This is a genomic window from Acinetobacter gyllenbergii CIP 110306 = MTCC 11365 (genome assembly GCF_000413855.1).
GTDB classification, from domain to species: Bacteria; Pseudomonadota; Gammaproteobacteria; order Pseudomonadales; family Moraxellaceae; genus Acinetobacter; species Acinetobacter gyllenbergii.
Genome location: NZ_ATGG01000013.1, coordinates 62068 through 80810 on the forward strand (window position 1 = coordinate 62068; position 18743 = coordinate 80810).

Genomic DNA, 18743 nt, shown 5'->3' on the forward strand with positions numbered 1-18743 from the left:
AACTCGCGAGAAGCCTCTCTTTTTTAATTTATCCGTTCATGATTTACCAATCAGCAAGGACAATATCCCTGCGGCAATCAGTGGACCAACAGGAACACCTCTCAATAGCGCAACGCCTGCCACGGTTCCAATCAAAAGCCCTGCAACCACATCGGGTTGATTACTCATCAGTTTAACACCACGACCACCCAGCCAAGCCACCAATAATCCAACTGCAATTGCAGCTAATGACTTAATACTAATAAATGATTTGAGGATGCTTTCACCACTGATTTTGCCGCTTGCGATGGGTGCAAGGACACCGATGGTCAGGATGATAATGCCAATATTCAAACCATGATTTTGAATATAGGGGAAAAACTGATTCAGAGGAGTCAATTTAACCAAGATCAGACAAGCAGCTGCGATCGTTACTGCCGTGTTTTGACTAAAGATACCGCAGCCCAATAAAACAAGCAGAACCAATAAGTTGACATCAAATTGTGAAAACATGTGCGAAACGTTTGCGGGGAAAGAAAGTTGAATTATATCGTAAATAGCCGCTAACTTCGGTTAAATTCATCTTAATAGCAGAGGAGAAGATTTTAACATTGATGCCTTTGCAGATTCTCCAAGGCATTAAAAAAGCCATCTTTCAACTAAAAAGTTGAAGATGGCTCGTTGTGCGAAAGAAATTAAGCCAGTTTTTTGAATGTTCCATAATAGGCAATTTGTTCATCCCAGAACTGTTCCCATAAATCACAGTATTCAAGACAGATTTGGCGGATCGACGCATATTCAGATTCAACACAAGCTTGCGCCAACACGAACCATAAATCGTCCTCATGATCATCATCTGCAGCTTCTGCTGAGGCATCATGTGAAACACCATGTACATAGTAATAACCGCTGTCGACATCAAACCCAACAGCTTTGGTTGCCTGACGTAAGGCTGGGCTAAATAAAATTACTTCTTCTTCGGCCACAGCCAATAATGCTGAAACGGCTTGATAGCTATGGAATGCATTTTCCAGATAACTACGAACACGTTGCGAAATGAGCGATGGTTGATAGTCATTACGTTCTGCTTGACTCAGTTCAAAGTCATTTAGCACGTCTTCAAATAGTGGATAATGGGCATATTCAGGGTTGCCTGAATAGTATCCTTCTTCGTCTAAACCTGGGCGGAAACCGAATTCATCCAGAATATTAAGATTAAGTAAAAAACGAGGGAACATTTTAGAACCTGATAATAAACGCGGCTCTAGTTGTTTGGTTTGAAATTGTGCCATCAATAATGCATCCGTAAATACTTGTACGATGGCATGGCGATATTCTAAATGAATGTGTTTTAAGGTTTCTTTATCAATAACACCGTCATTTAGAAGTTGAATAGCTGGATGACGTGAAACAGGGTGATTTGAAATTTCTGCACGTAATTGTTTCAGAAAGTTCAAGTTCTTGTTCCATTGTTCAGTAGAAATACTATTCTTCATTCCTTCAATAGCTTTCTGTCTTGGGTCGTTAAAGTTTTCAAATTTTTTAGGCATAGTTTTGTACTCGATGAATTAATAATATTATTGCTTTTCCAATTATTTACTTAGATTTTCTTTGGTTGCTTATGAATATAACTATTAGTTCAACCAAACATCTTTTTATTGGATGATTTAAATATAAAATGAATTTTTTGTGAAATCAATTTATTAAGTCATCTAAAAAATAGCAAGAAAGTTTATGAATTAACTTAACTGTAAGCAAACAGTGAATTGCTTCACGTTAAAAAGAAATATTTTAAAAATAGAAAGATTTTTTTACAAATGATCTTGTATGTAGACTGATTTTTACATACCCTATAAGAGGAACAATAAAGAAAATGCGACTTTTCTATAATGCTCTTAAAATAACATAACATACATAGTGGCCAGAACTTTCCAGCATGTAAACTATGTCTAAATAATGCATTAAGTTTTTTGATAGAATTCTACAAGGATAATAAAATGTCAAAAAAAGAAGATATTATTGCAACGGCTCTAGACCTTTTTAACCGTCATAACTACAGCTCTGTGGGTGTGGATCGAATTATTAGTGAGTCGGGTGTTGCCAAAATGACTTTCTACAAATACTTTCCATCCAAAGAGAACTTGATCGAAGAATGCTTGTCTCGAAGGAATAAAAGTATTCAGGCGGCTATTGAGCATGAAATTAGCTTAATCGCAGAAGAGGATTATTTAGGGAAAATTAAGGCAGTGTATTTTTGGCATTTGTCTTGGTTTAATTCAGATGATTTTCATGGTTGTATGTTCCAAAAAGCTTCTTTAGAAATTCTACAACAATATCCTTCTATTATTGGGCCAATTGTCGAATATCGAGAGTGGTTAATGGCTTTGGTGGAAGATTTGTTTGAAAAGGCTCAAGTATTTCAACCTCACGTGCTGACTGCAATGTATATAAATATTTTAGATGGTATGACCGCTTATGCAAAAGTGAATAAGGATCATGCTAAAATCGAAGAGTGTTGGTATTATATTGAACGTTTGATTCATTTAGAAGCAGCTTAGCTTAAATAACAGTGTCATCCTTATAAGTTATAAAAAGATGACACTGTTTTATCATTGGTCCTTAACAGTAATGAGAGGTATTTTTCGAAAATTACGCCACCAGCGAAATAAGAAAAAATGATTCCATGTTCTTTGGAAGAATAAACTAAATTCTTCGGCTAATATATTTTCTTGTATTTCATTTTTTTCTAATTGATCTAAATCTAAAATTTGTAATGAAAGTTCAGAATCTTTTATAACTGCTGATAACTCCAGTGTTAATAGCTGTTTATATTGTTTGAAACACGAAGATGGGCAATCAAGTGTGATGTAAAGTATATTCCCAAGACCCCAACACCAAATTTTTTCAATTTCGGGGTGCTCTAAGCCAAAACTATAAATGAACTGTCTAAATTGGCGGTGATTTAAGTGGCGTGACCAGAGTTCTTCACTTAAATTGGAATCTTGGCTTGATAATGCGGTAAATGCTATTTTTCTTAAAATCTCAATATCATCCTTAAATAAACTAATAAATGCACTCTCTTGTCGGTCTAAAAAGAACTGTTGATGAATATCATTAGGAAATGAAATAGAGATGATGGTATTTTCATATTTTTGTTGTATCGCTGGAAAAATATTGAAAATAATTTTGCCAAGTTCAAGATTGATACATTTAAACTCAGCGTTTGAGAGCGGTTCTTGCATTTCAACAGTGGGTTGAAATGCATAAGTTGCAATCACATAGGTTGGATGGGAGATACCCTGATCATCTTTTAGCTCTAAAATATGAATGTGAGGGCTAATCTGACTTTCGTTGATACCTTCTATTGCTTGTATGGATAAATAGAGGGGAAATGATAAGACCAATTCAAAGTTTTCATAAAACCAAACCAGTGCCTGACTACGTTTTTCAGTGTTCTCATCATTAAAGTCATAAAAAAACTGCATGATATTTTTATAGTCTTCAATATTTATCGTTGAATCTTGAGTTGTCATCAATGGATTTTCCTTTTTTTAATTATAAAAAAAGGTGCTTAAAGCACCTTTTCAATGAAAAAATTTATTTTTCAACAAATGCACGTTCAATCACATAGTCACCCATCACGCCCATACGAGGTGATTCAACCAGACCATGTTCATCAAGCAGTGCTGCAACATCTTTAAGGAAGGCAGGGCTACCACACAGCATGGCACGGTCAGTTTCACGGTTGAAACGTGGTAAACCTATTTTTTCAAATAGTTCGCCAGTTTCAATGGCTGTGGTCACACGGCCTTGAGTGTGGAACGGTTCACGTGTCACCGTTGGGTAGTAAACTAATTTGTCTTTGATGCCGAGTTCTTCAAAGAACTCGTGGTTCGGAAGTTCATTTAAGATCAAATCTTGGTAAGCAAGTTCTGAAACATAACGTGTACCGTGAACCATAATTACTTTTTCAAACTTTTCGTAAGTTTCAGGGTCACGAAGTAGAGAAAGGAATGGAGCAAGGCCAGTACCAGAAGATAAAAGGTATAAATTTTTACCTGGTAATAAATCGTCATGTACTAAAGTGCCTGTAGGCTTTTTAGAAATCAGGATTTCGTCGCCCACTTGTACTTTTTGTAAGATAGAAGTTAATGGACCGTCTTGTACTTTAATAGAGAAGAATTCGAGTTCTTCTTCATAATTCGCACTCGCGATCGAATAAGCACGCATTAAAGGCTTACCATTCACTTCAAGGCCGATCATCACAAACTGACCATTTTTAAAACGTAAGCTGGTGTCGCGTGTAGTTTTAAAACTGAAAAGCGTGTCATTCCAGTGGTGAACATGAGTAATGCGTTCAACGTTAAAAGCAGCCATTAAAGGTCTCGATCACAGTTAAAAGAAACAGATCGCTATTCTAATCTAAAATCATTCTCGATAAACTGAATATATTTAATTGTGTTTATAAGAAAAAGTGATGAGCAACTCAGTAGTCATGCCGATCATTGGCCATATGCATTCTCCTTATCGGGAGAAATTTGGTATCCCACGCCAGCCAAACCTCGTACAAGTCGAGTCCTATATAGAGATGGCGGAGCCTTATAACGATATTCTGGCTTTTGAAGGGATTGAAGATTTTAGTCATTTGTGGCTGCTATGGCAGTTTCATGAAAACAAAAATCAAGATAACTCTTTGAATCAAATGTCTAAATTTCGTCCACAGGTGCGTCCACCACGACTGGGCGGTAATCAGAAAATAGGTGTTTTTGCCACACGTAGCATGTATCGGCCATCACCCATCGGCTTGTCGGTGGTACGTTTTCTACGTGTTGAAAAGCAGGCTAAAGCCGTTCGCCTGTATATTATGGGCAGTGATTTATTACATGGCACACCGATTTTAGACATCAAACCGTATATCCAATATTCCGATTCGATTGAAGATTCGGTCAGTGGTTATGCCCAACAAGAGCCAGTACGGAAAATAGTCGTGTGGACGGAAACTGCACAGTCACAGCAGCAACAGTTATTAAATGATGGGATTTTAAATAAAAAGATATTCGATGAACTGGAACAAGTGTTATCTTTAGATCCACGACCTGCGTATCAAGATGATGCTGAGCGGGTCTATGGGATGTGTTTTTCAGAATTGAATATTCGTTTTACAGTGGATGACCGGACTGTCACCGTAGTGGCTGTAGAGCAAAGCTAAAAACTTTAAAAAAATAATTGAGTCATACATTTGGGGAACTGACGGTGATACAAGCGCAGGCAAAATTTGCAAACTTTTCGTTTACGATTGATGTGACGTGGTGCTTAGAGCAACTACTGAAAGATGGTCGGATTACTGAACGGGATAAGTTACTTATCCAAACCACACATCGTCAGAAAGATCAGTTGAAATGGCATCCTTTGCAATGGATTGCCAATTTTAATTTAAAAGATCAACTCAATCAGGGTTCTACACTAGCGATGAATCGCTTGTGTCAGTGGTTGGCTGAAAAAGCAGATATTCCTTTATTTGTGATTGATCCACTCAAAGCCGATGTCGCTGCTCTAACCAGTGTGATGTCACAAGAGTTTGCGGTTAGAAACCATATTTTAGCGGTTGAAGTGCATGCGGATCGGATTTTGATTGGGACGGATCAGCCCTTTACCACCGAATGGCTCAACAACTTGGAGCGGAGTTTAGCACCAAAGAAAATTGAAAAAGTGCTGCTCAATCCCGAACAACTGCAACGTTATCTGGTTGAATATTATCAAGTCAGTCGGGCCGTGAGTTCATCGCAAAATGCCAGTATTTATGATCGAGAAAATAAAGGGGTTGAGGCTTTATTACAGTTAGGCGATACCCAAAACCCAGATGCCAATGATCAGCATATTGTGAAATTGGTGGATTGGGTGCTGCAATTTGCATTCGAGCAAAGTGCCAGTGATATTCATTTGGAGCCAAGGAAAGATAAAGGTAAGGTACGTTTCCGTATAGATGGTGTTTTGCATACCATCTATAACATGCCTGCCAATACACTCACCGCGGTAATTTCACGCATTAAAATCTTGGGCCGTATGAATGTGGCGGAAAAGCGAAAACCGCAAGATGGACGCTTAAAAACGCGTACACCAAAAGGGCAAGAAACAGAATTACGTCTTTCTACCTTACCTACCGCTTTTGGCGAAAAATTAGTAATGCGTATCTTTGACCCAGAAGTGTTGGTCCGTAGTTTCCAGCAGTTAGGCTTTGAAGGGCATTTATTGCAGAGTTGGCAACAACTCACACAGCACAGTCATGGCATTATCTTGGTGACAGGCCCGACAGGTTCAGGTAAAACCACAACGCTGTATTCATCGTTAAAACAACTGGCAACCGAACAGGTTAATGTTTGTACCATTGAAGATCCGATCGAAATGCTGGAACCAAGCTTTAACCAAATGCAGGTGAATCCAAACATTGAATTAGGCTTTGCGGATGGGGTTCGCGCCTTAATGCGTCAAGACCCTGACATTATCATGGTCGGTGAGATTCGTGATCACGATACCGCAAATATGGCGATTCAAGCGGCATTAACAGGTCATTTAGTCCTTTCTACGTTACATACTAATGATGCGCCATCAAGTTTGACTCGTTTGCACGATCTTGGAATCCAGCCCTTTCTTACTGCAGCAACAATTTTAGGGGTATTGGCACAACGTTTGGTACGTCGCCTTTGTCCGCATTGTAAACAGCAAACCGCCATCAATGAACAAGAATGGGAACATCTCACCTTTGACTATATGATGGATATGCCTACGACGATGTATAAAGCGGTTGGGTGTGAAGCGTGTCGTCAGACGGGTTATAAAGGCCGTGTCGGGATCTATGAGTTTATGCCAGTGAGTTTGGAGCTTAAATCACAAATCAGTGCAAACGCTACACTGAATCAATTAAGAGCACAGGCCAAGAAAGAAGGCATTGAACCTTTGCGTATCGCAGGGGCACGTAAAGTTATTGAAGGGGTAACCACTTTGGAAGAGGTTTTACGTGTCGTCCCTCTAAGTTAAACAGAAAATTTTAATCTTCAGATTCACCTCATCTTCATTTGTTTTAATGCCTACATCGAAATGAAGAAGCCAAAATGAGGGTATCAAGATGAACGTTATTTCTAAAGTTGCAGTAATTGCTGGTTTGGTTGGTGTGACAACTTTTGCAGTTGCAAATACAAATGCTGTGAATCAACAGGCGATAGCGCCCACTCAAACGACGACCGTTAAACAAGCATTGACGATGAAAGATGATACGCCAGTGCAATTAAAAGGTTATGTGGTGAAGGCGACTGGCGATGAGAAATATCAGTTTAGCGATCAAACTGGTTCAATCACCGTCGATATTGATGATGATTTATGGCAAGGTAAAGCTGTATCGGCAAAAACACCTGTAACCTTGATTGGTGAAATTGATATTGATTATAAACCAGCCAAACGTGTTGAGGTTGATGTAGATCAAGTTCAATTCTAAGCAAGCTGATGATCTCAAAAGACCACATGACAATCATGTGGTTTTTTGCTTATGCTTTATTCCCAGAAAAATGTTATAGATCAAAAGAGAGGATTATTTTTTATGCGAATTTTATTGGCTGAAGATGATGCCTCTCAGGCAGAGAGTATTAAAGACTGGTTAGAGATGGATGGCTATAGTGTCGATTGGGTGGAACGTGGTGATCATGCGATCTTGGCGGTCGAACAGCATCAATATGATTGCATCTTATTGGATCGGGGCTTACCACAGGCTACAGGTGACGACATTCTAAAATGCATTCGCCGTCAGGATAGTAAAACTCCAGTTATTTTTATTACAGCCAAAGACCATATTCATGATCGGGTCGAAGGTTTGGATTTGGGCGCCAATGATTATTTGGTGAAACCATTTAATTTAGAGGAACTCTCGGCACGGGTTCGTTCACAATTACGCCAACATCAAGCTCAAGCGGGACAGTACCTGAATTTTGCCGATTTACAGCTAGACCCACAAGCCAAAACACTGACCAAAGCAGGGCAGGCCATTAATCTGACCGCGAAAGAATTTCAGATTTTGCATAAACTCATGCAAAAGCCCGATCACATTTTGACACGGGAACAACTGGAAGAATCTTTATATGCATGGGGCGATGAAATTGAAAGCAATGCCATTGAAGTTTTTATTTATCAAATTCGAAAGAAAATTGGTGGGCAATATATCAAAACCATCCGTGGTTTAGGCTATCGTATGCATCAGGAATAACAGAATGAAAGTGCTGTCTTTACAAAGCAAACTGGTCAAAACTTCGTTAATCAGCTCCATCGTTGCTGGATGTGTGGCATTGCTTTTATTCGCGGTCATTTCTGTTTACCAAACTATGCAAGTACAAGACGAAATCATGGATGAGATTTCAGATATGCTGCTTATCGCAGATTTAACCAGCCCCTCTGGGCAGCAAATTGATGAGCTCAGTGATCAGTTTGATATTCAATATCGTTTAAGCAATCAGCAGCAAGTGCTCACCCAGTCAGAAGACTTTCAACTCGATCAACAGTATTACAGTTTGATTGAGGCCGCACATGGCGACTACGGCTTGATTTGGCAGAAAGGTCAGCTATGGCGAAGTTATGCGGGTGAAGATGAAAATTCGCATATGCACGTGTTGATATTGCAACCTTTAGAAGAGCGTTTTCAAGATTTGCTGCATAGCTTTATGGGATATGCACTGGTCTTAATTTTGCTGTGGTTAATGCAGTGGATCATGCTGCATTTCCTGATCAAGCGCCAATTTAGTGTGATTCATCAATTATCAAAACAAATTTCGGCCAAGAATGCGGATGATCTTAGGCCCATCTCCTCTGGTGAAGTTGAGTTAAAAGAACTGCAACCGATGTTGGCTCAGCTCAATCGGCTACTGCAGCGTCTAGATCATTCTTTGCAGGCTGAACAACGTTTTACTGCAGATGCATCGCATGAGTTACGCTCGCCATTGTCCGCAATTCAGATGCGTTTACAGTTGTTACAACGTAAATATCCAGAACGTACTGCCGATTTTTCACAAATGCAGCAAGACGTGAGTCGGGGAATTCAAACTTTAGAAAATCTATTGTTATTGGCGCGATTAGATCCTGAGCATGCGGAAAACTTACCCAAAACTTATTTTTCGATGCAGGAGATTGTTGAAGAGGCAATACAGGCACTTCACTTATTTGCCAAGGAAAAGCATATCCAATTGCATTGGCAGGATGTGGCAGATCTGCAAGGTCAGATTCTTGCCAATCAGCAGCTCATCTTTACCTGTGTTCGAAACCTTGTGGATAATGCCATTCGGTATACGCCAGAACATGGACAAGTCTATATCACTTTACAGCAACAGCAGCAATATTTGGCTTTGATTGTAGAAAATGAAGGGCAAGGGATCGGTGCAGAAAGTTTGGCACGTTTGGGTGAGCGTTTTTATCGGGCTTTGGGAAGCAAAACACAAGGCTCTGGTTTGGGTTTATCTATTTGTAAAAAAATTATTGAACTTCATCATGGGGAAATTGAGTTCGCACTGTCTCAACATGGTGGTCTAAAAGTCAGCATACGTTTTAAATGTTTGTAATTTAAACACATTAAAAAAGCAGTATGCGCTGACATACTGCTATTCCCACGTTTTTTATTGTTGTGCGATTATTATTATATTACTTCGTTAAAATCAGACGATTATTACGGGTTAAACGTAAACGATACTCCTCACCAGCATGCATGATGCGGATTTCGCGACCTAAGGCAAAAAGGTTATTTGAATGCAACATTGGCAATGATTGAGCTGCATCAGTACTGCGGGTAAATAGGCTAAATGGTGCGTTCATTTGTTATGCTCCGTGGTGTGTTTTTTAATGTTTTAAATGATAATCATTATCGAATAGACCTGTCAACGGAAATTTGAAGAATTTACAAAATCCTCTATTAATTTTATTTTTTGACATGGGAAAGCGATTATAAATTCCTTAAAATAAAACTGAAAAGATGAGAGATTTTAGTCTGTTATGACCAAAGCTACGGTTGATGTTGCGATCGCAATTTTATTACATAAAAGCAAAGTATTGGTAGGTTGGAGACAAGCCAGTCAACACCAAGGCAATAAACATGAATTTCCAGGTGGAAAAGTCGAACTAGGGGAAAGTCCTGAGCAGGCTTGTCGCCGTGAAATTTTTGAAGAAGTTGGTATTGGTTTAAAAGAGTGGCATGCTTTTGATCTGATTCATTATGAATATGATGATCTCATTGTCAATTTGCATTTATTCCATGCTTATGTACCTGATGAATTATTAGGGCTTATTCATCAACCGTGGGCTTGGTATAGCCGAGATCAATTGGCAAATTTAAATTTCCCTAAAGCCAATGCTGCAATTTTAGAGCGCTTAAGTTGGTCGCATTTGATTCAAATTAGTGACCAACTTGCTCAAATATCACAACAGCATGCTTTGTTTTATTGGCGTACATCTTTAGAAGATCAAGCACAGATTGAATCACAATTGCAGCGCTTAAGCGATGCAGAATATTCGCGGCTGGTTGTCAATTATGCGCTTTGGCAGCAATTGAGTAACGACCTACAAGCAAAAATTCAAACCATCCACCTGAAGCAATCACAATTGATGCATTTAAACAAAGCTGAATTGATCGTAGGGAAACGTTTTATTGCGGCCTGTCATGATGCAGTGTCATTACAGCATGCACACCAGATTGGCTGTGATGCGGTCTTTTTGAGTCCTGTACATGCAACCGCCACACATCCTGAAGCACAGGGCTTGGGTTGGCACAGTTTTGCAGAACTGGCACAAAACAGTGATATTCCTGTATTTGCCTTAGGTGGTGTTGCACCAGCAGATTTAGAACAAGCCCAAAAACATCATGCTTATGGGCTTGCTGGAATTCGTCAATTTATTTCAGCTGACTAAAGTCAAAGTGCCTGAATGGCTTTACGCGCTTCTTGAGCCTTAATGGTATGGCCACGGGCTTCACTGGCTTTCAGGATAATCAACCAGAGCTGTTTCTTCATGGCATTGCTTTGTGCATAACTTAAGCCACGACGTGCCAATGCTTCGGCATTGGCATATTCTTTGCGCTGATCGGCAATCATGGCCAAATACAAATAAGTTTCAGTCGCTTGTGGTGCAATGCGTTGTGCTTGTAGGGCATAACGTTCAGCTTCCGCCAATTGCTGCTGTTTATAAGCGACTTGTGTTTTTTGCATTAAGGTTTTAAATGCGGGCAGTTGACTGCCATCATTAAACTTTTGCTGAACTTTTTGCTGCGGCACCACCACTGGCACACTTTGGCGCTTAATCTCTTTTTGTTCATAAGGCGTAATTTTCACCCCAGAAGAAGGTTCAGTCACTTTCTTAGGCGGGTGAGCCGGTGTTGTTTTGGTCGGCGTTTTTTCAGGCGCTGTGGTACAGCCTGCAAGTAGCAACATACCAACCAAGACTGCAGTTTTCTTCATCATATCCAATTATCCTTTTGACTTAGTTGTCACCGCTATAGCTGCCGCTCGAAATAACGCGGCTGGGTTGGCGATTGGATAAATCTGTATCCATTTGGTTTTCACTTTCACGAATATAGTTGCTGATCCCGTCATTATGATCATCGGCAGGGGTTTCTTCGGACTGTGGAATATAGGTAGGTTCTACTTCGTAATGAGATTGTCCACAAAGGGTTGCACGACGGGGTACAGTTTGACGTAATAATGGAATATACAACGCTCCATCACAGCCTTGCGCTGATAAGTCACCCGTTGCACTATCAATCCATTGCCATTGAACATTGTCGGTTTGACGTAGGTTCACAGGTTCTTGGCGTAATTGACGCATCACATTGGTCCAAACGGGTAATGCACCTGAAGAACCTGTTAAGCCCGTCACTTTATTGTCATCCAGACCTAACCACACCACTGCAACGTGATTGCCTGAATAGCCAGCAAACCATGAGTCACGCGTATCATTGGTTGTGCCTGACTTACCTGCTAAATTCAATGATTCAGGTAAGCTGTTATAAGCAGAGCGACCTGTACCAGAACGCATCACTTGCTGTAAACCATAGTTAAGAATGTAGGCCGCAGCAGGATCAATAGTCTGTTGAACATTTAAGCCATAACGATCTAATAAATGTCCTTTGGCATCGACCACAGTACGAATCGAGCGTGGTGGATACTTGAAGCCACCAGTCGCAAAATTGCCGTAAATGCTTAAAACTTCCATCGGCGACATATTTACGGCACCAAGGTAAATCGAAGGGTAGGCAGGAATGTCTGAACTTACGCCAAACTGCCTTAATTTATTGCTGAACGCGGATAAACCAAACTCATTGGCTAAACGTACGGTCGAAAGGTTATACGAGTTGGCCAATGCTTGTTGCATCGGAACAACACCATGTTCACCACCACTATAGTTTTTCGGTGTCCAGCTCTTATCCCCATCAATTGGAATATTCACTGCACTATCTTCAATCGGGCTTGCCCAAGTATAGCGGCCAGATTCAATCGCATTTAAGTAGATGATCGGTTTTAACAGAGAGCCGACTTGACGCTTGGCATCCAGTGCACGGTTAAAACCAGTAAAGTCTTGAGTTGAACCGACGGCAGCGACTAATTCACCATTTTCAGGATGTGCAACCAGAACAGCGCCTTGCAAGTTTTTCAAACGGGCAGGGTTGGCTTTGGCTAAACGGTCCACAGTGCTCTTAAAGGCATTTTGGACTTGGGTTTGTGCAATCGGATCCAGTGTGGTAAAGATTCTTAGACCTTGATTGGTGATATCACTTTCTTGATATTCAGTGCGAAGTTGACGACGCACGATATCAAGGAAATCTGGGAATTTTGCAGGGCCTAAGGTTGGTTTACTCACCACATTTAAAGGGCGGGCAATTTCGTCTTGGTATTCAGCTTCGGTTAAGTAACCCATGACTTTCATGTTGTTTAATACAACATCACGGCGTTTTTTGGCTGATTCTGGATTACGCCAAGGGTTATATAAAGAAGGACCTTGAACCAGGCCAACTAAATATGCCTGTTGTGAGATATTCAGTTCACGTAACGGTAAGCCAAAGTAAAATTGTGATGCCAAACCGTAGCCATTGATTGAATAGCTGCCGTTTTGTCCCAAGTTTACTTCATTGAGATACGCTTCCAGAATTTCATCTTTGCTGTAATGCAATTCAATCAGTAGAGCCATTAGGGCTTCATTGACTTTACGTTTTAACGTTTTCTCTGGAGAGAGATAGAAGTTTTTAACCAGCTGTTGCGTTAAGGTTGAACCACCTTGACGGCGACCACCGGTGGCGTTACTGACCAAAGCACGTGCCGTACCACGGATTGAAATACCATGATGGTGATAGAAGTTACGGTCTTCGGTTGAAATTAATGCTTCAATCAGGGTTTTTGGTACTTTATTCAGTTTAATGAGGACACGGTCTTCATTATGCTGTGGGTAAATACCGCCAATCAATAAAGGTTCTAAACGTGCAATTCCTGTATTCGAAGGTTTAGTCGAGCGAATTTCGCTAACTTGACCATTCATAAAGGCAAGTTCGAGTACTTGTTCAGGCTCGGTGCTGTCACCATAGTCAAAACCACGAGTATGCACATACAGTTTATTACCCTGTACCACATAACTACCTGACTTATCGTAATTCGCCGTGTTTTTATAACCCAGTAATTTTAACTCTTGGGTAAAATTCTCTTGGGTAATCGGTGCATTAGAATAGATTTCTAATGGGCGAGCGAACACCTTGGCAGGAATGTCCCAACGCTGACCTTCAAACTTGTCACGAATAATATTATCCAAGCGGATCAGATAGATACTAAAAGCAACAAAGACACCTATCACTAACATTGAGAAAATGAGTGCTAGAAAACCAATACCACGTTCAAACTTCATAGATTTGCGTTAAAACCAAAACAATGTCGGTAATGATGCGATAGCTTATTGTCATTTTGCAATCATAAAACTGTGAATAAATAGCAACATGCAATAAAAAGTTTAAGAATGTGTTGACATTAATCGTATAAAAAAACAACGGATAGACATTTTTATACTTTTTAATCAATCATCAACGCAACATTGGTTGTTAATGATATGATAGTCAGTAATCGCGACGGAGCTGAATTATTCGTGCAAATTTCACATAAATCCTTTCGAAATATTGGTCTAATTGGACGACCAGACAAATATTCTGTAGTAGAAACGTTATGTTTAATTCATGATCATCTGATCACTTTAGGCTTAAACCCCGTTTTTGATCAGGAAACAGCCAAATTGGTGCCTTATAGTCATGGGCAGACCGTTAGCCGAAATTTGCTTGGAGAAGTGGTCGATTTAGTTGTGGTCGTTGGTGGGGATGGTTCATTATTGCATGCTGCTCGTGCATTGGTTCGACACAATACCCCAGTCATCGGCATCAACCGTGGTCGACTGGGCTTCTTGACCGATATTAAGCCAGCAGAGGCTATTTTTAAGCTTGATCAGGTCTTGCAAGGTCAGTTTCAATTGGATCGCCGTTTCTTATTGGAAATGGAAGTCAGAACCAATGGTGAAACGATTTATGATGCGATTGCATTGAATGATGTGGTGCTACATTCGGGCAAATCGGTCCATATGATCGATTTTGAACTGAATATTGATGGACAATATGTCTATCGTCAGCATAGTGATGGTTTGATTGTTTCAACGCCAACGGGTTCAACCGCATATTCACTGTCAGGTGGTGGGCCAATTTTGCATCCGAGTATGGATGCGATTGCACTAGTTCCAATGCATCCGCATACGTTGTCATCACGACCAATCGTAGTCGGTGGGCAAAGTGAGGTGAAGATTACCATTCGGGAAAACCGTGTTTTGCCGATGGTCAGCGCCGATGGTCAACATAGTGTTGCATTAAATGTCGGTGATACTGTGCATATTCGCAAACATCCGTTTAAACTAAGCTTATTACATCCACCTGGTTATGACTTCTATATGGCATGTCGTACCAAATTGGGGTGGAATCAAGATTTTGAATCTTTTCAACAGGATGACTCATGAATATTGAACAAATGCTCGCTATTTTAAATCCTGAAATTGTTGAGCGTCTTCGTACTGCTGTTGAAATTGGTAAATGGCCAAATGGTATTGCATTGACCAAAGAGCAGCGTGAAATTTGTATGCAAGCGGTGTATGCATGGGAAATGGAACATTTGCCAAAAGAACAGCGTAGTGGTTATATCGACCGTGGTACTAAAGAGGAAGGCGAAGAGTGTGATGATGATCATCACAAACACGAGCCTGAATTTAAGCCAATTCGTTTTGTTTAATACGACTGGAATGAATAAAAATGCTCCTATGGAGCATTTTTATTGCGTATGAAAATTTAGCAAGATTTTAGTTATAAAATGAATAAACTGGTTATTCAAGATTATGGTACTCCTCAAAGCAAGAGACTAGTTTTAAATTCTCAAGAAGATCAGGGTATTGCTTTCTTATAAGTTCAAGGCATTTAGGATTTGCAGTAACGACAATTAAAGGGTCACGAGGATAGGTGAGGAACATTGGATAATTCTGAATAAGCCGATAAATTGCTTGTTCCAGTTTGATGTCACCGCATGGTTTATAAATTGTGATACTTTCCACAGTACTATTATTTTCATGAAAGTTTATCGAAAAATGACATTCATTATTCAGGATTAGATTTTGAAATTGTGTGTTGCCATAATTTAAAAGATAATAATTGTGTTCTATTTCTACCCAATAGGGACTAAAGATATTTAAGAGATCATCTTTGCTCGCTGACTCATCCATTGCAATAATAAAATATTCGATTCCCATCTTTTTCCTCGTTAATATTTTTTTCTCTATGCCGTTGAGATTGGAAAAGGGTTAATTTTATCGTATTAACTCCTCTAACTCGATTTGGGCTTGAGTAGAATTATTTATAGCCGCCTTGTCCAGCCAATATTTCGCTTTTTGGGGATTCACTTTCAAAAAATCGTCTCCATCTTGATACCACAAGCCTAATGTAAATTGTGCTTGAGATAAATTGTTATATGCTGATTTTTCTAGATATTTAAAAGCAAGCTGCTGATTCACAGTGGTTCCTTCACCTTCAAGGTACATCATCGCAAGTACATATTGAGCTTCTGCATGGTTTTTCTCTGCAGCCAAAAGATAATATTTGAATGCTAATTTATCATCCATTGGGAAACCATTTCTCCCCATGTAATATGAATTTGCAATATAAACTTGGGCTGCGGTGTTGCCCTGATTGGCACGTTCTAATTGATTGGATACGGTTTGTGTGAGGTCATTTTGTGCGTATGCTGAAGGGTAGCTGAATAGTGTCATGGCTAAGACCATACTGATATAAAATGGTTGCTTAAAACGAATTTTTCTATATTTAGAGATTGTTTTTTTTATATTGCTTGTTTGAGAGTCTTGATCCAACATTTATTCTCACTTTATCTGTTTAACAGATATATCGTATTGCGAACTATAAAATTAATTTGGGTAGTGTTTACTATTCAGTTCAATAATAACAGCTCATTCAATAAATTTTGTTAGAAAGACGTATAATGGTGAAGCAGTTGCACCAACAGGCTAGCAATGGAAAATAGTCATGACGATATTTGGATGAGAAAAATAATGAATAGGACTTATCTTAAAATCGCTTTAACTGCACTTGTTATATTTAATACAAGCATAATTTTTGCCAAACAGCCCATTGAATGCCGCCTTAAAGTAAATGTTGTAGCTAGTCAAAAATATAGTTCGCCACGAACGAAATATACAACTATCAAGAATGATGGTTATCCTATGTTATTGATTGGGATTCAGGTGATAGAGGCGCAAACTATGCAGAACTCCCAAAAGATTAAAGCGCATGATGCATATTGTAATAAGTTGATAGGTCAACAGCGAGATGCTTATCTGTCTGGTCCTTATGACGCCAATAAAATTACAATTAAAATAGGTGATCAATTGAGCCTAAGAAATATTCATTCTTCAGGTCAAGAATATCCATTCTGGCCAGATTTTTATTATGTTGAAGACTAGGGGGAAAATGACTTTTTGTACTGTATTTAGAATATGTGGGTTTCTTGGGTTGGGCAAACGTGAAACGTGAGATTGGTCAATTGATGCTTAAGCTGATCGTACTATTCAGTTTTGTTCTTGTAGGATGTAGTTCTCCTAGCAATGAAAAGAGTAAAATAGTTCAAGATGTCCAGTTAGGAAAAATAACCTATTCTCGACTTGATGGGATCAGTGGGGACTTGTTCAGTTTTGAGATGATGACGAAGAATAACTTAAGCGATTTGTATCTTAAGGAAAACTATAAATATTCACATTTTAAATGCAAGCCAATACAAGATTATGTCGTCATAGGCTCCGTTTCGATTGATGAGGGGCGTGTTGAACATGGGATGTATATTTCAGCGGGTTCTTTTAAAGTCTGTGAAGATGAGGCAATGAATATCTGCCTCAGAAAGAAGCAGATTGAGGCGTTATTAACAGATAATCTTTCTTGCCGGCTTGTTATGGGGGGGCTGTTCAGAAAAAGTAAAGTTGTTGCAGATACTATCGTTATCACTAAAGCTGCGATGCTTGAATCTAAAGTTCGATAGAGCAATATATTGTAAAGATCATGGCGATTTCTTTTACTTGAAATCGCCATTTGGCTTAGTTTAGACGCTTTTCCCATAGCGCTTTGGCTTTATCCATTGCTTCATCATAGCTATTGACTACACCCATGGTATACAACGCGATTCCCATGGTTTCAACGACTGCCAATTCACCATATTCATGCGTCTGTTCACCTAGCCACACCGCTTTAAACACAGCAAGATTAAGCTCTTCTTCAATCGGGCTACGATCAGGTGTTAATTTTGGTAGTTCATGTTCATACAACGCACCATTTTTAATACCACAAATCAAAGTTTTGGCATCAGGATTACGTTCAAACTCTCCACCTTCACCTTTAATCACGGCACTGTTCTGATAACCTAAACGGAATGCGGTCTGTTGATGTGAAGTGCGATAAGCTGGATGGAAGATTGCTTGTAAGGTCGCTTTGGCATTAAATGGATTAATCAGGCGTGCCAAGGTGTGGATTGGGGAACGCAACCCCATTACATTTCGTAGCGAGATTAATTCACTTAGAATCGGTGAGATTGCTTCAAGAGGGAGGTAAGCAAAGTTGTGCTGTTCAAGTTGTTCACGGACATCCTGTTGATTTTGACAAATTGAATAGCCCAAATATTGTAAAACTTGTTCGGTATAGACACGGTTAATGGTATGCCCCGATGCACCATGCATCACAATTTTGTAACCATGATGGGCTAAAGTCAGCGCTGCCAATAAGAACCATGGGTAGTGTTTACGCTTGCCTGCATACGAGGACCAATCAAGATCGACATCAAATGGCTGAAAATTGAGTTGATCACGGGTGGCTTGGACAAAACCCGCTAATTCATCGACAGACTCTTCTTTAACACGTAACAGCATCAAGAATGCACCCAACTGCACATCAAGTACTTCGTCTTTTAAAATCATGCTAAAAGCTTGATAGGCTTCTTCATAACTAAGCGAACGAGAACCTGTTTTGCCCTTACCTAAAATACGAACATACTGAGCAAAGGGATGTTCTGCGGTTTTATAGATATTACGTTTTGTGTTCATGGTCGTATTGAAGATTGTCACAAAGAATAAAATGAATATGACATAAAATTGGGCGGCGTAGCATAAAAAAACCAACACGCTGTTTA

The 18743-nt window shown here is 39.6% G+C and carries 21 protein-coding genes; 11 read left to right on the forward strand and 10 right to left on the reverse strand.

What is annotated here, in order from left to right:
- Positions 1-36: 36 nt before the first annotated feature.
- Positions 37-492: a DUF441 domain-containing protein gene (locus F957_RS11845; protein ID WP_004653942.1), complete on the reverse strand. Its 456-nt coding sequence runs from the start codon at positions 490-492 to the stop codon at positions 37-39.
- Positions 493-674: 182 nt separating this feature from the next.
- On the reverse strand, positions 675-1529 hold the full coding sequence (locus F957_RS11840; RefSeq protein ID WP_016539840.1) for a hypothetical protein: 855 nt from the start codon (positions 1527-1529) through the stop codon (positions 675-677).
- A 447-nt stretch (positions 1530-1976) separates the two neighbouring features.
- Here F957_RS11840 and F957_RS11835 point away from each other — a divergent pair, with 447 nt between their 5' ends.
- Entirely contained in the window at positions 1977-2537 is a 561-nt protein-coding gene (locus tag F957_RS11835) for a TetR/AcrR family transcriptional regulator (RefSeq protein WP_016539841.1), read from the forward strand.
- A gap of 51 nt (positions 2538-2588) precedes the next feature.
- On the opposite strand, the gene F957_RS11830 is transcribed toward F957_RS11835, so the two are convergent.
- Together F957_RS11830 and F957_RS11825 are read right to left on the reverse strand one after the other, a co-directional pair.
- Entirely contained in the window at positions 2589-3512 is a 924-nt protein-coding gene (locus tag F957_RS11830; protein ID WP_016539842.1) for a hypothetical protein, read from the reverse strand.
- Positions 3513-3576: 64 nt separating this feature from the next.
- Positions 3577-4356 (reverse strand): ferredoxin--NADP reductase, encoded by a 780-nt coding sequence (locus F957_RS11825; RefSeq protein ID WP_005153604.1) that lies wholly within the window; start codon positions 4354-4356, stop codon positions 3577-3579.
- 118 nt (positions 4357-4474) lie between these two features.
- Here F957_RS11825 and tsaA point away from each other — a divergent pair, with 118 nt between their 5' ends.
- The 5 genes from tsaA to F957_RS11800 all read left to right on the forward strand — a co-directional run bounded on the left by tsaA (position 4475) and on the right by F957_RS11800 (position 9572).
- Complete coding sequence (gene tsaA, locus F957_RS11820; protein ID WP_016539843.1) at positions 4475-5188, forward strand: tRNA (N6-threonylcarbamoyladenosine(37)-N6)-methyltransferase TrmO; 714 nt, start codon at positions 4475-4477, stop codon at positions 5186-5188.
- A 47-nt stretch (positions 5189-5235) separates the two neighbouring features.
- Positions 5236-7014: a GspE/PulE family protein gene (locus tag F957_RS11815; RefSeq protein WP_032860413.1), complete on the forward strand. Its 1779-nt coding sequence runs from the start codon at positions 5236-5238 to the stop codon at positions 7012-7014.
- 88 nt (positions 7015-7102) lie between these two features.
- Complete coding sequence (locus tag F957_RS11810; RefSeq protein ID WP_004653936.1) at positions 7103-7468, forward strand: NirD/YgiW/YdeI family stress tolerance protein; 366 nt, start codon at positions 7103-7105, stop codon at positions 7466-7468.
- A 102-nt stretch (positions 7469-7570) separates the two neighbouring features.
- Positions 7571-8230: a response regulator transcription factor gene (locus F957_RS11805; protein WP_016539845.1), complete on the forward strand. Its 660-nt coding sequence runs from the start codon at positions 7571-7573 to the stop codon at positions 8228-8230.
- Between the two features lie 4 nt (positions 8231-8234).
- Positions 8235-9572 carry a sensor histidine kinase gene (locus tag F957_RS11800; RefSeq protein WP_016539846.1) on the forward strand — a complete coding sequence of 446 codons (1338 nt, stop codon included), beginning with the start codon at positions 8235-8237 and terminating at the stop codon, positions 9570-9572.
- 79 nt (positions 9573-9651) lie between these two features.
- Here the strand turns inward: F957_RS11800 and hemP are convergent, their stop codons facing one another.
- On the reverse strand, positions 9652-9822 hold the full coding sequence (hemP, locus tag F957_RS11795; RefSeq protein ID WP_004653932.1) for a hemin uptake protein HemP: 171 nt from the start codon (positions 9820-9822) through the stop codon (positions 9652-9654).
- Positions 9823-9999: 177 nt separating this feature from the next.
- On the opposite strand from hemP, the gene F957_RS11790 reads away from it, so the two are divergent.
- A complete protein-coding gene (locus tag F957_RS11790) occupies positions 10000-10911 on the forward strand; it encodes a thiamine phosphate synthase (protein ID WP_016539847.1) in 912 nt (303 codons plus the stop codon).
- Between the two features lie 2 nt (positions 10912-10913).
- On the opposite strand, the gene F957_RS11785 is transcribed toward F957_RS11790, so the two are convergent.
- Both F957_RS11785 and mrcB read right to left on the reverse strand, forming a co-directional pair.
- Positions 10914-11459 carry a tetratricopeptide repeat protein gene (locus F957_RS11785; protein WP_016539848.1) on the reverse strand — a complete coding sequence of 182 codons (546 nt, stop codon included), beginning with the start codon at positions 11457-11459 and terminating at the stop codon, positions 10914-10916.
- A 19-nt stretch (positions 11460-11478) separates the two neighbouring features.
- On the reverse strand, positions 11479-13887 hold the full coding sequence (gene mrcB / locus F957_RS11780; protein WP_016539849.1) for a penicillin-binding protein 1B: 2409 nt from the start codon (positions 13885-13887) through the stop codon (positions 11479-11481).
- Between the two features lie 234 nt (positions 13888-14121).
- On the opposite strand from mrcB, the gene F957_RS11775 reads away from it, so the two are divergent.
- Both F957_RS11775 and F957_RS11770 read left to right on the forward strand, forming a co-directional pair.
- The gene (locus F957_RS11775) at positions 14122-15030 is read left to right on the forward strand and encodes an NAD(+) kinase (RefSeq protein WP_016539850.1); all 909 of its coding nucleotides are present in this window, start codon (positions 14122-14124) and stop codon (positions 15028-15030) included.
- Complete coding sequence (locus tag F957_RS11770) at positions 15027-15299, forward strand: YeaC family protein (protein WP_016539851.1); 273 nt, start codon at positions 15027-15029, stop codon at positions 15297-15299. Before F957_RS11775 ends, F957_RS11770 begins: the two co-directional genes overlap by 4 nt.
- Before the next feature lie 91 nt (positions 15300-15390).
- Here F957_RS11770 and F957_RS11765 read toward each other — a convergent pair whose 3' ends face one another.
- Both F957_RS11765 and F957_RS11760 read right to left on the reverse strand, forming a co-directional pair.
- The gene (locus F957_RS11765; RefSeq protein ID WP_016660304.1) at positions 15391-15810 is read right to left on the reverse strand and encodes a hypothetical protein; all 420 of its coding nucleotides are present in this window, start codon (positions 15808-15810) and stop codon (positions 15391-15393) included.
- 57 nt (positions 15811-15867) lie between these two features.
- Positions 15868-16428 carry a tetratricopeptide repeat protein gene (locus tag F957_RS11760; protein ID WP_016539852.1) on the reverse strand — a complete coding sequence of 187 codons (561 nt, stop codon included), beginning with the start codon at positions 16426-16428 and terminating at the stop codon, positions 15868-15870.
- A 195-nt stretch (positions 16429-16623) separates the two neighbouring features.
- Here F957_RS11760 and F957_RS11755 point away from each other — a divergent pair, with 195 nt between their 5' ends.
- A complete protein-coding gene (locus F957_RS11755) occupies positions 16624-17034 on the forward strand; it encodes a hypothetical protein (protein ID WP_016660305.1) in 411 nt (136 codons plus the stop codon).
- Between the two features lie 59 nt (positions 17035-17093).
- Positions 17094-17603 (forward strand): hypothetical protein, encoded by a 510-nt coding sequence (locus F957_RS11750; RefSeq protein WP_155762611.1) that lies wholly within the window; start codon positions 17094-17096, stop codon positions 17601-17603.
- 55 nt (positions 17604-17658) lie between these two features.
- Here the strand turns inward: F957_RS11750 and F957_RS11745 are convergent, their stop codons facing one another.
- Positions 17659-18657, reverse strand: a complete 999-nt coding sequence (locus F957_RS11745) for a glycosyl transferase family protein (protein WP_016539855.1) — start codon at positions 18655-18657, stop codon at positions 17659-17661.
- Positions 18658-18743 lie beyond the last annotated feature (86 nt).

Bases quoted from the DNA above. Each gene is read 5' to 3' on its own strand.
- F957_RS11845 (WP_004653942.1), bottom strand. From the start codon at position 492: ATGTTTTCACAATTTGATGTCAACTTATTGGTTCTGCTTGTTTTATTG.
- F957_RS11840 (WP_016539840.1), bottom strand. From the start codon at position 1,529: ATGCCTAAAAAATTTGAAAACTTTAACGACCCAAGACAGAAAGCTATT.
- F957_RS11835 (WP_016539841.1), top strand. From the start codon at position 1,977: ATGTCAAAAAAAGAAGATATTATTGCAACGGCTCTAGACCTTTTTAAC.
- F957_RS11830 (WP_016539842.1), bottom strand. From the start codon at position 3,512: ATGACAACTCAAGATTCAACGATAAATATTGAAGACTATAAAAATATC.
- F957_RS11825 (WP_005153604.1), bottom strand. From the start codon at position 4,356: ATGGCTGCTTTTAACGTTGAACGCATTACTCATGTTCACCACTGGAAT.
- tsaA (WP_016539843.1), top strand. From the start codon at position 4,475: ATGCCGATCATTGGCCATATGCATTCTCCTTATCGGGAGAAATTTGGT.
- F957_RS11810 (WP_004653936.1), top strand. From the start codon at position 7,103: ATGAACGTTATTTCTAAAGTTGCAGTAATTGCTGGTTTGGTTGGTGTG.
- F957_RS11805 (WP_016539845.1), top strand. From the start codon at position 7,571: ATGCGAATTTTATTGGCTGAAGATGATGCCTCTCAGGCAGAGAGTATT.
- F957_RS11800 (WP_016539846.1), top strand. From the start codon at position 8,235: ATGAAAGTGCTGTCTTTACAAAGCAAACTGGTCAAAACTTCGTTAATC.
- hemP (WP_004653932.1), bottom strand. From the start codon at position 9,822: ATGAACGCACCATTTAGCCTATTTACCCGCAGTACTGATGCAGCTCAA.
- F957_RS11790 (WP_016539847.1), top strand. From the start codon at position 10,000: ATGACCAAAGCTACGGTTGATGTTGCGATCGCAATTTTATTACATAAA.
- F957_RS11785 (WP_016539848.1), bottom strand. From the start codon at position 11,459: ATGATGAAGAAAACTGCAGTCTTGGTTGGTATGTTGCTACTTGCAGGC.
- mrcB (WP_016539849.1), bottom strand. From the start codon at position 13,887: ATGAAGTTTGAACGTGGTATTGGTTTTCTAGCACTCATTTTCTCAATG.
- F957_RS11770 (WP_016539851.1), top strand. From the start codon at position 15,027: ATGAATATTGAACAAATGCTCGCTATTTTAAATCCTGAAATTGTTGAG.
- F957_RS11765 (WP_016660304.1), bottom strand. From the start codon at position 15,810: ATGGGAATCGAATATTTTATTATTGCAATGGATGAGTCAGCGAGCAAA.
- F957_RS11760 (WP_016539852.1), bottom strand. From the start codon at position 16,428: ATGTTGGATCAAGACTCTCAAACAAGCAATATAAAAAAAACAATCTCT.
- F957_RS11755 (WP_016660305.1), top strand. From the start codon at position 16,624: ATGAATAGGACTTATCTTAAAATCGCTTTAACTGCACTTGTTATATTT.
- F957_RS11745 (WP_016539855.1), bottom strand. From the start codon at position 18,657: ATGAACACAAAACGTAATATCTATAAAACCGCAGAACATCCCTTTGCT.